The 13,271-nt window shown below is 65.0% G+C and carries 11 protein-coding genes; 4 read left to right on the top strand and 7 right to left on the bottom strand.

Annotated elements, in window-relative coordinates; all coding sequences use genetic code 11:
- Positions 1–49: 49 nt before the first annotated feature.
- From purB to BMIN_RS05545, 3 genes are all read left to right on the top strand, one after another.
- On the top strand, positions 50–1,495 hold the full coding sequence (purB, locus tag BMIN_RS05555; protein WP_022860492.1) for an adenylosuccinate lyase: 1,446 nt from the start codon (positions 50–52) through the stop codon (positions 1,493–1,495).
- Positions 1,492–3,951, top strand: a complete 2,460-nt coding sequence (locus BMIN_RS05550; protein ID WP_022860491.1) for a lysylphosphatidylglycerol synthase transmembrane domain-containing protein — start codon at positions 1,492–1,494, stop codon at positions 3,949–3,951. The genes purB and BMIN_RS05550 overlap by 4 nt, the downstream gene beginning before the upstream one ends.
- A gap of 123 nt (positions 3,952–4,074) precedes the next feature.
- Complete coding sequence (locus BMIN_RS05545; RefSeq protein WP_022860490.1) at positions 4,075–4,356, top strand: HU family DNA-binding protein; 282 nt, start codon at positions 4,075–4,077, stop codon at positions 4,354–4,356.
- A gap of 249 nt (positions 4,357–4,605) precedes the next feature.
- Here the strand turns inward: BMIN_RS05545 and BMIN_RS05540 are convergent, their stop codons facing one another.
- The 6 genes from BMIN_RS05540 to BMIN_RS05515 form a co-directional block, all read right to left on the bottom strand.
- Complete coding sequence (locus tag BMIN_RS05540; protein WP_022860489.1) at positions 4,606–6,150, bottom strand: proteasome accessory factor PafA2 family protein; 1,545 nt, start codon at positions 6,148–6,150, stop codon at positions 4,606–4,608.
- A complete protein-coding gene (locus tag BMIN_RS09110) occupies positions 6,150–6,344 on the bottom strand; it encodes a ubiquitin-like protein Pup (protein WP_193345795.1) in 195 nt (64 codons plus the stop codon). The genes BMIN_RS05540 and BMIN_RS09110 overlap by 1 nt, the downstream gene beginning before the upstream one ends.
- 226 nt (positions 6,345–6,570) lie before the next feature.
- Complete coding sequence (locus BMIN_RS05530) at positions 6,571–7,401, bottom strand: inositol monophosphatase family protein (protein ID WP_022860487.1); 831 nt, start codon at positions 7,399–7,401, stop codon at positions 6,571–6,573.
- Positions 7,402–7,504: 103 nt separating this feature from the next.
- Positions 7,505–9,091: a depupylase/deamidase Dop gene (gene dop, locus BMIN_RS05525; protein WP_022860486.1), complete on the bottom strand. Its 1,587-nt coding sequence runs from the start codon at positions 9,089–9,091 to the stop codon at positions 7,505–7,507.
- Complete coding sequence (arc, locus tag BMIN_RS05520) at positions 9,088–10,677, bottom strand: proteasome ATPase (RefSeq protein ID WP_022860485.1); 1,590 nt, start codon at positions 10,675–10,677, stop codon at positions 9,088–9,090. Before arc ends, dop begins: the two co-directional genes overlap by 4 nt.
- Before the next feature lie 7 nt (positions 10,678–10,684).
- The gene (locus BMIN_RS05515) at positions 10,685–11,413 is read right to left on the bottom strand and encodes a DedA family protein (protein WP_051126236.1); all 729 of its coding nucleotides are present in this window, start codon (positions 11,411–11,413) and stop codon (positions 10,685–10,687) included.
- Between the two features lie 38 nt (positions 11,414–11,451).
- Between BMIN_RS05515 and serB the strand changes: the two genes are divergently transcribed.
- A complete protein-coding gene (gene serB / locus BMIN_RS05510) occupies positions 11,452–12,177 on the top strand; it encodes a phosphoserine phosphatase SerB (RefSeq protein WP_081928460.1) in 726 nt (241 codons plus the stop codon).
- 22 nt (positions 12,178–12,199) lie between these two features.
- Here serB and fmt read toward each other — a convergent pair whose 3' ends face one another.
- Positions 12,200–13,165, bottom strand: a complete 966-nt coding sequence (fmt, locus tag BMIN_RS05505) for a methionyl-tRNA formyltransferase (RefSeq protein WP_022860483.1) — start codon at positions 13,163–13,165, stop codon at positions 12,200–12,202.
- Positions 13,166–13,271: the final 106 nt, after the last annotated feature.

Below are 13,271 nucleotides of genomic sequence, written 5' to 3'. Positions count from 1 at the left end.
GACGGTCATAAAGGGTCCACGGTTCACGCCTCGACGTACTGTGTATGCCATGAACCTGACTGAGATATCCCCCGCCATCGCCCTGTCTCCGCTTGATGGACGCTATCGCCGCCAGACCCATCCGCTCGTCGAGTTTCTGAGCGAACCGGCTCTGAACAGAGAACGGATGCGCGTCGAGGTCGAGTGGATGATTCTTCTGGCCAATGGCTACAAGGGCAACGGGAACAGGCCCCTTGTCACGGGCGTCCATCCCCTCACCGACGTCGAGAAGCGGTTCCTCCGGGACATCCCCGAAGGCTTCGACGAGGCCGCGATCGCCAGACATGCCGCCCACGAGGCCGTCACCCACCACGACGTGAAGGCGGTCGAATACTCCATCGACGACGCGCTGGAAGCGGCCCGGAGCGCCCTGCCCGAAGGCAGCCAGCTTCCCCGTCTCACGACTCTGGTCCACTTCGCCTGCACATCCGAGGACATCAACAATCTGTCGACGGCGCGATGCGTCAGGAACGCCGTCGAGAACGTGTGGCTTCCCAAAGTCCAGGCCATCGTCGATGAGCTTGACGAGAAGGCCCATCTGTACAGGGCGCGGCCGATGCTGTCGCTCACCCATGGACAGCCCGCCACTCCCACGACCCTCGGCAAGGAGCTCGCGGTGTACGTCCACCGTCTCGACCGCCAGCTGCGGCGCGTCCGTGCCCAGGAATACCTCGGCAAGCTCAACGGGGCCACGGGTACGTTCGGAGCGCATATGGCGGCCGTCCCGCAGGTGGACTGGATCGACGTCTCGCGCGTCTTCGTGACGGAGCGCATGGGACTGACCTGGAATCCGTTGACCACCCAGATCGAAAGCCACGACTGGCAGGCCGAGCTGTACGGCGCCATCAGCCACGTGAACCGCATTCTGCATAATCTCGCCGTTGACGTCTGGATGTACATCTCCCGCGGGGTTTTCGCGCAGGAGGCCGTCAAGGGGGCCACGGGATCCTCGACCATGCCCCACAAGATCAACCCCATCCGTTTCGAGAACGCGGAGGCGAACCTCGAGCTCTCATGCGCCATGCTGGACTCGCTGTCCGCGACGTTGGTGGAGAGCCGCTGGCAGCGCGATCTCACGGATTCGACCACACAGCGCAACATAGGATCGGCGATGGGATACTCGGTCCTCGCCATGGACAACCTCGACGCCGGTCTGCGGTCGATCCATCCCAACGAGGCCGTCATGGACCGCGAACTCGATGACAACTGGGAGGTTCTGGGCGAACCGATCCAGACGGCCATGAGGGCCGCGGAGCTCGCCGGGCGCACCGGCATGGAGCATCCCTATGAGCAGGTGAAGGAGCTGATGCGAGGACGCGCGATCTCGCAGGAGGACGTCGAACGCTTCATCGATTCCCTCGACTTCGACGACGAGACCGCGGAAAGACTGAGGCGTCTGACACCGGCCTCCTACACGGGCTGCGCGGACAAGCTGGTTGACTTCGACCGCCAATGAGCAACGCCGCATCCGTTTCCTCCAAGGACCGACATCCCGCATCGGCCCACGGGCAGACCACCGTTCTCGACAGTCCCCCGCACCTGACGCGGAGCCTGGGCGACATCGTTCACGCAGGGATAGCCCTCATCTGCGGGATCATCGTCCTTCTGACGTCGTCCATGCTCCAGGGCGTGACATCCGGCGTCGAGTCCGACGCCCACACCGCCGTCCGATCCGTCGACTGGCTGATGAACCTTCCCGCGTCAATGCTTCAGCAGCTGGTCACGGTGATGATCGTCATGACCGTGCTCATCCATCTGCTAACGAGCCGGGCATGGGCGCAGTCGGCGATGTCCGTCATCGCGCTGTTCGTGGGATATGGGGCCGCATGGGCGCTGTCGATGGCCCTGTTCCGCATCGGGGACACCTCGATGCTGTCGACGCTGGATTCCCTGGAGTTCGGTCCGCAGACCATGCTGCTTCCGGACATCTATGCGGGCCTGGGATCCTTCCTCACCATGGCCGGGCCGCAGCGGACGCGGTCCTCCGTCAAATGGGGATGGAGTGCCCTGCTTTTCATGGCGGTCCTTCTGGTGGCGGTCCTGTGGTATTCCGTCGCGGGAACGCTGGTCTCGCTGGCCGTGGGACGGACGGTCGGTTCCCTGCTGCGATTCGCCTCGGGAACCATGAATCAGGGGATCTGGGGGAACCAGATCGTGCAGGCCCTGCGTTCCATAGGATTGGATCCGCGGACGCTCAGCTGCAGGGATAGGGATTCCTCCATCCATGCGGTCCCGACCGCCGTCCTGGATGACGACCTCATCGACGGGTCGCGCCTCTACGACATGACGACCCGGGATGACGAACGATACGTCGTGTCCGTGCTGGACAGCCAGATTCACGTCGCCGGATACCTCAACCAGCTGTGGCAATGGGTGAGGCTGCGCGGGATCCCCGTAAGAAGGGACAGATCCGTTTTCGACGCGAACCATCATCATCTATCGATGATCCTGGGACTCGCACATGTGGGCCTGCCGACACCGCGGGTGTACGGCACCGCCGATTCCGGTGAATCCTCGCTGCTGGTGCTTCCCGCCGACGGGACGCCCCACCCCTATGACGCATCCATGATGGACGACGCCGCTGCGGTCGCCTTCATGACGTATCTGGACACGGCCAATCGAAGGGGTTACACCCATCGACATATCACACCCGCGTCACTGGCGATCCTTCAGGACGGCACTCCCATCATCGCGGGATGGCAGAACGGCGACTGCGCGAGCGCCAACGCCAACATTACGGTGGACAGGGCGCAGATCATCATCCTGCTGTCCGCGTGCATGGGCGTCGAACGCACCATAGCCAACGCCCGTCAGGTATGGGACGACGACGTCCTCCTGTCTCTTTCGCCCTTCATCCAACGCGCCGCGGTGCCCATGGGGACCCGGGCCCTTCCCGAATGCACCAGACAACTGATCTCGTCCGTGCGGTCCTCGCTGCAGGCGCTGGCCGCTGACGACGCGGACACCGTCCAGACCGTCAGCATCTCACGGTTCAGCCTCAAGTCCTTCATCACGATCGCGTTGTCGGTGGTCGCTGTGGCCGTCGTGTTCACCCAGCTGCGTCCCGACGACGTCATCGCTGCGGTGAGAAACGCCAAACCGATTATGGCCGCCCTGTGCGTGGCCCTCAGCATCGTCGCATGGATGGGATCGGCCCTGACTCTGGGGATCTTCATCGACAAGGAGCGCCGGAACTGGCCCGCGCTGTTCATCACCCAGATAGCGTCCGGGTTGACGGCCGTCTCGATGCCGGCAGGAGTGGGACCCGCGTTCGTCAACTTCCAGCATCTTCGGCGTCGGGGGCTGCGCAGCGCCGACGCCACCGCGGCCACGAGCGCCACATGGGCGGTCCAGGGACTGACGACGATCCTTCTGACCATCGTCATCGGCCTTTTCACCGGGCGCAACACCCTGTCGGGAGCGATTCCGACCAACACGCTGATCATCGTCATCGGCATCGTGACCCTGGCGTTCTGCCTGGCCATGATCATCGCGCCCATACGCAGGCTCATCACCGACAAGTACCTGCCCCTGGCGGCGGTCTACGCGCGGCGCTTCATCGACATCCTCGCCCGCCCCGACAGACTCGTCATAGGATTCCTCGGGGCGGTCATCCTCAACCTCGCCACCGCCCTGAGCTTCTGGGTGGCTCTGCTGGCCTTCGGTAGGAGAACCAATCCGGTGGAGACGATATTCGTCTTCCTGCTGGCCAACACCCTGGCCTCCGCAGTCCCCACTCCGGGCGGACTGGGCGCCGTCGAGGCGGCCCTGACTCTGTCCTTCAGCGGAATGGGCGTCCCGGCGGGAATCGCGCTGTCCGCAACGCTTCTGTACCGGGTCGTCTTCTACTGGCTGCGCATCCCCGCGGGCGCCGTGGCAATGAGGTGGCTCTCGGCCCACGAACAGATCTGATGGTCGCGAAGAAGACGTGAAAACCCCGAGAAACGCACTCCCTCGCGGAAAACTGAGGTATCATCAATTGTTGAACGTGGCCTGAGAACTTAGAGAAGGCCCCTGACCAAAAAGGATGCTTTCATGGCATACAACAAGTCTGATCTCGTCTCCAAGATCGCGCAGAAGTCCAACCTCACGAAGGCCCAGGCCGAGGCTGCGGTCAACGCGTTCCAGGACGTCTTCGTTGAGGCGATGCAGTCTGGTGAGGGCCTCAAGCTCACCGGACTCTTCTCAGCTGAGCGTGTCAAGCGTGCCGCGCGCACCGGACGCAATCCCCGCACCGGCGAGACCATCGAGATTCCCGCGTCCTACGGAGTCCGCATCTCCGCCGGTTCGCTGCTGAAGAAGGCCGTTACCAAGTAACGCCATCCCCTCGGTTTCATTTCCGGAGCATCAGGGAGGATTCGACATCCGCCATGATGACGCTGTGATGTGATTCATCGTCGACGGTGGAGGACGGAACATCGCAGTTCCGCCCTCCACCGTTTTTTCGTCCCCGACTTTCCCTTCCCCATATTGCCGTTTCCCCATATTGTCGTTTCGCCATATTGCCGTTTCCCCATATTGTCGTTCCCCACGGCTTTTCCACAGCGCCATCACACCGTCACGTAATCACACCGTCACGTCGGACGCGGAATCCGAAGAGGGATCCAGCATGCGCATCACCAGACGGTAGTCCTCGGACGGCTTCGTGTCGAAGGGATCGATGAGGAACGCCTCATGCCGGTCATCCCCCCCTATGGCCAGCCGCGTCCAGTCGCAGGACCATTGACGGGATGATTGCAGCGCACGACGCATGAACTCCCCGCGAAGCGCCGCCCGGGTGTCCGATGGAGGATTCTCGACGGCCATGTCTCCCGTCCTGGCGTCGACCTCCGACACCATCATCCCATGCCGGACCAGAGCCTCGAATGATGCGCCATTGACGATGTCATGGTAGTCGAAGTCCAACTGGACCAACCTCTTGGGGTCGCCGGAACCGGAACAACCGGCGTCGAGGTCACCGGAATGCCTGTCCTTCCACCGATCCATAAGCCGCTTTTTGGCCGCCCAGTCGACCCGGTCGGCGATCGCCTCGACGTCATCCGCCGCCGCGGCGTCGACCACCCGCGTCCATTGCGCCACTATCGAACGGGCCGTCGATACGGTGAGCGCGGCGTCGACCTCCTCACCATGCGAATCGAGGAACCGCGTGACGACGTCGATGTAGCGGCGCTGGACGTCGACGGCGGTGACATCCGCCGCAGACGCCGCATCCGACCCTCCATGCAGTCCTGCACGGCTCGCCAGCTCGATGGGGGCGTGAACGCCCTCGACGCTGATGATTCGGTTGGCCTGACGCGGATCCGCCAACGCGCAGCCGTCCAGACCCGAGGGAACGCCCCTGCGCGCGGCGTCCTCCATCACGCACAGGACGAGATGGGTGGTGGCCAGCTTCATCCGCGTGGCGAACTGGGAACGGTTCGAATCGCCGATGATCACATGGAGCCGGCGGAACTCATCGGGATCGGCATGGGGTTCGTCCCTGGTGTTGACCATCGGGCGGGAGCGCGTAGTCGCGGAGGACACCGCCTCGTCAAGGAATCCGGAGCGCTGGGTGAGCTCGAATCCATGGGAGGTGAGACGCCCGGCCCCCGTGAAGATCTGACGCGTCACCAGAAACGGGAGAAGCTCGCGCTCCACCATGTCCAGCGAGACGAAACGCCGGACGAGATAGTTCTCGTGGCATCCGAACGAATGCCCCGCGGAATCCACGTTGTTCTTGAAAAGATGGATTCTGACGGGACGCCCGGTCGCCGCCCGCATCCTGCGTTGGACATCGTTGGCGAGGCGGGACATCACGATCTCCCCGGCACGATCCTGGACCATGGCGTCATGGGGATCCCGGCATTCGGCGGTCGCATACTCCGGGTGGGACCCCACATCAAGATACAACCGCGCGCCGTTCGTGAGATAGGTGTTCGTCGATCGGCCCCGCGACACGATCGGCCTGTACATCGCCAAAGCCACCTGACCGGCGTCCTCATGCCTTCCGCTGTCGGTGACGCTCACGCCGTATTCGGTCTCTATGCCGAATATCCTGGCGAAGCCCTCGAACTCGGGACTCATCCCGGCGCCGCCGCGCCCACGACTCTCGCTGTCATGCAGCTGGGGCATCACTGTCCGCCCTGCTGGACGAAACCGTTGACGTACTCTTCGGCGTTCGACTCCAATGTCGAGGATATGTCATCCAGAACGGCATCAAGGTCGACGCCGGCAGCGTCCTTGGATCGCCGGCCGGCGACCGCCTCATCCTCGACGTCCTCGTCCCGGACATGGTCCTGATTCCCGGACTGCCTACGGGATGTCATTCTGGTCATGCCGACCTCCTTCTGTCACGTCGTGGGTCCATCCAGCACGCATCAATCCGGTTTACACCATCCGGACGCCATCGGAGGGCGCCGTTCCAAGGTCCGGCGACGGTCCGACGGGCATCGCGCCACGTCATGGCGTCGATGCGCGCAGGCGCCCCGTCGCGCCCGACGTCCCGACCCGCCGGACGGGATATGCGGCAAGCGGAACATGCGAGCACAATCATCAGGCAAGATACGGGCGCAGCTCGTCGATGATCAGCCCGTTGGACGCGACGATGTCGTTCTCCCGCCGCCAATGGATCTCGTCATCGTTCCATTGCCGCACCTTCCCCTGGGCCTCCCAGACGACCACCGTGCCCGCGGACACGGCGGGAACGTCCCAACGGTGGAGATGCGGTTCGAAATAGGCGTCGTACGTGCCGTCGGCGACACGGCACAGATCGAGGGACGCGGGCCCGACACGTTTGATGTCGGCGGGCTTCCCCGCGATGGCGGACACGACGTTGAGCGCGCGCAGCGACTCCTCGGGGAAAACGGACATCCCATAGCTGACGACGGAACCCTCCAACGTCGCCATCATCGACGGCATGACCTTGTCCCGCTTCTCACCGACGGGCGTGGTCCGGATCCTCACGGCCCCCTGCCGACGGGCCGCGACATAGGTCAGTCCCAGTGCGGGGGCATGGACGATGCCGATAATGGGCTGGGCCGACAGGTTCTCGTTGAACTCGAAAAGGGAGACGGTCACGGTCCATTCGGCCATGTTGCGCACGAAGTTGATCCCTCCGTCCACACCACCCACGCACCAATACCGCTCCCAGGGCGAGCACTGCTCGGGACGGTTGCGCCAGAAGCCGTTGAAGGGCTCCCGGGATCCGATCCCATCCTCGAGATACCTCACGAGCCTGTGGTCGATGTCCGGCGTGAACTCCGCCTCGTCCCTCGAAGGACGCGTGATGGAAAGGTCGTGGGGGGTCATCTGGTATTGGAGGGCATGCCGTCCGGCCTCATGAACGACGGTCGTCATCTCCATGGCGAGTTCACGCAAATCCATTGTCATATCTCCATGTCTGTCCATGTCGTCGAAGGGGCCGTCCGACGTGCCGTGTCGGCGTCGACACGTCCGATCCTCGCATGCGTCAGCCGCTCATCCGATTCTACCGTTCCGCCGACAGCCTGTGAATCACCTCATCGGGATGATCCCTCATGCCATCGCCCTCCAGATAGCCGAGCCGGTCGCATCCCCAGTCCTCATCCGGGTCGGACATGTCGATAAGCGCCAGACCACCGTCGTCACGACGCATGGTGACTGACGACCAGGTGACGGCGACGACGCGGTCGGGGAACAGCGAGACGAGGCGGGAACGCGCCCATGCCCTGGTGTCGGGCGGAGGAAGGCGTCGTGCCCTCTGCGGAGACGTCGCCCATTCCACGGGAATGTGCTCGACGGCGTCGCCCAGACGCGCGAAAACCGATGACGCCGGATCAAGATCCGACCATGACAGCCCCAGCGCCTCCATCCGCGGATCGCTCCACGACAGCCCCCTGCCCCGCGCCCAGCGACGGAGCAGCTGCCATTTGAGAAGCCATTCGATGCGTGACGCCTCCTCATGCATCCCCATCCTGCGCTTGTCGTCGCTGTGGCGGATGGCGGCGACATCGGTCAGAGCCCTTCTCCACCAGGAGACGATGCGGACCGTGGAAGGATCGGGCCACACGGGCTCGCCGCGGGAGTCGACGCCGTAGGCCAGCGCCGCCGCGCGATACACCGCGGACAGCAGCGTCGTCTGGATCTGCCATGCGGTCAGCGGTCCACGGCCCTGGGTCTCGATGGTCTCGGCCAGCGTCAGATCGCGCGACACCGCATGGAGCGCGGCCACCGGATCACGGGGAAGAAGCTCATCGGCGAGGGCGGCCACATCCACCCCGTACGAATCCCCGTTTTCCAGAAGCCATAGGACGAGACTGGTCACGCCCAGTTTGAGCGCCTGGGGGACGTCCATGCGGTTGGCGTCACCGACTATCACGTGCAGACGCCTCCACGGATCGGTGGAATGCGCCTCGTCGCGCGCGTTGATGATGGGCCTGTCGAAGGTCGTCTGCAGACCCACCCGCGTGTGGATGTAGTCGGCCCGCTGGCTGAGCTGGTACCCCGGCGTCTCCCCCCGCTCCCCCAGCCCGACCCGTCCGGAGCCCGCGTATATCTGGCGCGACACCAGATGCGCGGTCATCAGGGAGGCCACCCGATCGAACGGCACCGAACGCCGCATGAGGTAGTTCTCGTGCGTCCCCCAGCTGGCCCCTTTGCCGTCGATGTTGTTGCGGTGCAATCGGATCGGAGCGCCCTCGCGGTTCCCCGCCCGCACGGCCGCATCGTGCATGATCCCGTCACCCGCATGGTCGTACAGCACGGCCTCGAAGGGGTCGCGAGTCTCCGGTGAGGCGTATTCCGGATGCGCATGGTCGACGTACACCCGTGCGCCGTTGGAGGTGACGACATTGACGATGACGTCCTGCGGCTCATCCGTAAGCATGTCGGGACGGGCCGCCGCCCGGGGCAGGCGTCCTCCGCGCGCGTCGTTGACGGGGTCCTCGGACCGGTAGTCCCAGCGGATATGGGACGTCGACGGATCGCTGGCCGCCCGGACGACGGCGAAGGACAGTCCTACCGAATCGGGGTGCGCCTCGCGGAACCGCGACACCGCATACTCCGTCTCCGTGCCCATCATCCTGCGGACGGTCATTCCCGCTCCCCCGAGGGACGGCGGATCGCCACGACCCGCCCGTCGCCGATGCCGTTGACCCGCGACCACTGCTGCGGATCGGCGTCCAGGATCTCATCGCAGGTCTGCTCGTACTCCTCCTGGACCGCGGACGCGAGCATATCCACGTCGATCGCGACGTCGGACCCTGATCGGATGGAGGATTTGACCGCATCGGTCTTGGCTCTGTCGACGATGTTGCGCAGCATCGCGCCGGAGGTGACGTCGGCGAACCACACCGGACTCCACCGTCCCTGATCGTCACGAACGTCGCACACATGCCGGCTCTCGTCGACGCGATAGATGTCCGAGGCGAGAAGACCCACCAGATCCTGCGGACGGACGCCCGCGTCGAAGGGAAGATCCTCGGTGAGGTAATGGCGAAGAATCGACTCGGCCTGGATCCTTCCCGGACGATCGATCCGTATCTTGACGTCGAGCCGTCCGGGGCGCAGCACGGCGGGATCGATCATATCGACCCTGTTCGAGGCCCCGATGACGATGACGTTGCCCAACCCGTCGACGCCGTCCATCTCCGAAAGGAACTGGGGCACGATCGTGGTCTCGACGTCGCTCGAAACGCCCGTCCCCCGCGTGCGCAGCAGGGAGTCCATCTCATCGATGAAGACGATGACCGGGCGTCCCGCGGCGGCACGTTCACGCGCCCGGCGGAAGATCACGCGGATAAGCCGCTCGGACTCCCCGACGTACTTGTTGAGCAGCTCGGGACCCTTCACCGACAGGAACACGCCCCGCGCGTCCGACATCCCCGCAAGCGAATTGGCGATGGCCTTGGCGATCAGGGTCTTGCCGTTGCCGGGAGGCCCGTATAGGAGCACGCCTTTGGGCGGGCGGAGGTTGTACCGCTCGAAAAGCCCACGATGGAGGAAGGGCAGCTGGACGGCGTCGCGTATCCGTTCGATCTGGGCGTCAAGACCGCCGATGTCGTCGAAATCGACGTCGGGCGTCTCCTCGAGCACAAGATCGGCGTCATCATGGCCGTTGACGACCTCCACGGCGAAACGTCCCGACGGATCCATGATGACCGAATCGTCCGCGGTCAGCGTGTCCTGCGACATCGACGCGGCCCTGTCGACCACCACGGCATTGCCCGAACCATCCGTGACGATGAGCCGGCCGTCCTCCAGCAGTCGGGAGACGCGCCGGACCTGCCCGAGCCGATCCACCGCGCGCACGGCCACCAGAACCATCGAATCGTTCAGCGTCACGGCATCGCCGGGCGACAAACGGGACAGCTCCACGCCCGTGGAGACGGGAACGATCAACCGGCGCGAACCGACGGACACCTCGGCGGACGCGTGCCGAACCCCCTGGGCGTCGAAGCGCACGGAATCGACCGTCACCATCGTCGCCACCGTCAACGGGGGCTCCTGTGCCTGATCAAGCCGCGCCTTGGCCTTGTCGAGCTCCTTGCCGGCGCGCTCAAGAGCCTGGGCAAGCCTGTGGTTGCGAACCCTCAGGGCGTCGTTCTGCTCGGCCAGGGCCGACCGGGACGCGTCGGACACGGAGTCCTCCCCCCGGTTGCCGTTCCGCGCATCAGTCTCCATCCCTGCATCAGTCTCCATCGCCATTCCCGGCCTCCCCCTCGTCCTTCCGCTCATCCCCGTGCGACGACCGGTGGGCTCGAATCGCGCGAAGGATCAGATACCCCGCCAGCGCGACCACGACGACCACGACGACGGCGATGACGACGTTCTCGAACACGCCCAGAACGCCGAGGATCGAACACCATTGATCGCCGAGAACGTAGCCCGCCCCCACAAGAACGGTGTTCCACACAGCCGACCCCACCAGCGTCCACAGCGAGAACGTCACGAAGGGCATGCGCGCCAGACCCGCGGGTATCGAGATCAGCGACCGCACGACGGGAACGATCCTGCCGATGAGGACGGACCACGTGCCGTATCTGTCGAACCATCGGGTCGCCTTCTCCACGTCGCCGCGCTCGACGCCCGGAAGGACGTCGGCCGCACGATGGATGCGATGCAGCCCCACGGCACGTGACACGCCGTACAGAACCCACGCCCCCACCACCGACCCGATGGTGGCCCATACGATGGCCTCCACCAGTCCCATCGAGCCGCGGGCCGCCGTGAACCCCGCCAAAGGCAGCACGACCTCGCTGGGAATGGGAGGAAACACCGATTCGAGAACGATGGCGAAAGCCACCCCCACACCCCCCACCGACCCCATCAACGACACCAGCCAACTGGTGATGGATCCGATAAGACCCTCATCGGCGCCACACAGGGGTACGGGGGAGAGAGCAAGAACAAGATCCATACCGCCCATTGTCCCCATGCTTTCCGACAATCGTCAACATGTCCTTCCAAGATTCCCACGTTCCGCATGACGACAGCAACCGTGACGATGGCAACCCATCCGAACGGATGCCCGATCCCGCCGCGCCCCGTCTGGCCGACCCCGGCCTGATGGTCATGGACGTCGACTCCACCCTCATCGACGAGGAGGTCATCGACGAACTGGGCAAGGCCGCGGGCCTGGGAGAACGTATCGCACGGCTGACGCGTCAGGCGATGGAGGGGGGGATAGACTTCCGGCAGGCTCTCGACGCCGGCGTGTCGCTGCTGGAGGGGCTCCCCCTGTCGGTGCTTGACGACGTCTACGCGGGTCTCCACTTCACCCCGGGGGCCGTGGACCTCATCGACACGCTTCACTCCCACGGGTGGAAGGTCGGCGTCGTCTCGGGTGGATTCCACGAGATCGTCGACAGACTGGCGCACGACGCCCGCATCGACCACTGGCTGGCCAACGGTCTCGGAGTCCGCGACGGGGTGCTCACCGGAAGGCTGCGCGGGGATGTCGTGACCCGTGACACGAAGCTCGCGGCCCTGCGCCAATGGGCCCATGACGATGGGATCCCCATGTCCCAGACGGTGGCCATCGGGGACGGGGCCAACGACGTCCCCATGATCCGTGAGGCACGGCTGGGCATCGCCTTCTGCGCCAAGCCCGGCGTCCAGAAGGCGGCGCCGCACCGCATAAACGTCCGCGATCTGCGGCTGGTGCTCGACTACCTTCGCTGAGGCCCCGGCGGCGTCGGCGGCGTCAGTCGCAGCGTGCGCCGACCCCCAGACGGGCGCCACGCGCCCAGTCGGCCGCGGACATCTCCTGTCGTCCCTGCGCCTTGACGCGCAGAAGCTCAAGCGGTGATGTCAGAGTGCCCACCCATACGTTGCGCTTCCCCACGGCCAGACGGCCCGGCGCCAGCGAATCCGGCGTCTGGGGATTCTCCATGGATGCCGGGGAGGCCTGGATGACATGGAGCTTCTCGCTGCGCTCCCCGTCGCCCGCATGCACCACGCACCACGCCCCGGGAGCCGGCGTGCACGCCCTGATCTGACGATCCACCGCGAACACGGGAACATCGAAGCGGATGCGGGCGTCCTCGGTGCGGATCTTGTCGGCACGATCGTACGACCCGTCGGACTGCTCGACCGGATGGATGCGGTTCTCGTCCAGCGCCCGCAGGGTGGCATGCAGCAGGTTGGAGCCGTCGTGGGACAGCCGTTCCAGCAGCTCCCCGGACGTCTCATGGGGGCCGATGCTCACCGTGGCCTGCGAGAGGATCGGCCCCGAATCCATACCGGCGGTGATGCGGAAAACGGTCGCGCCGGTCACGGTGTCCCCCGACCAGATCGACCTCTGGACGGGCGCGGCCCCCCTCCATTGAGGAAGCAGCGAGAAGTGCAGGTTGTACCATCCTCGGGGCAGCGCGTCGAGAACGTCCTGATGAAGGATGCGGCCGTAGGCGACCACCGCGGCGACCTCGGCCCCCGTCGCCATCAGCTCGGTGAGGAACGCCGGCTCGGAGGGGTCGCATTCAAGAACCGGTATGCCCAGGGTCAGGGCCGCCGTCTTCACCGGACTGGGAGTGAGCCGACGTCCGCGGCCGCTCGGCGCGTCGGGACGCGTCAGCACGGCGACGACCTCGAAGTTCTCCGTGTCCTGGGCCAGAGCCATCAGGGACGGGACCGCGACATCGGGGGTACCGGCAAAAAGCACTTTGAGCATGATGGACGATTATCCCTTCCACCGGCCATCGCACCATGGACCGGCATATTCGCGCCGACGACAGGCAACACCATGGGGCGCATCCCACGATTGTAGACGACGGCAC

This window comes from Bifidobacterium minimum (assembly GCF_000741645.1).
In the GTDB taxonomy this organism is placed as follows: Bacteria; Actinomycetota; Actinomycetes; order Actinomycetales; family Bifidobacteriaceae; genus Bifidobacterium; species Bifidobacterium minimum.
Note: the sequence above shows the minus strand (reverse complement) of the source record. Positions and strands in the feature narration are given on the sequence as shown.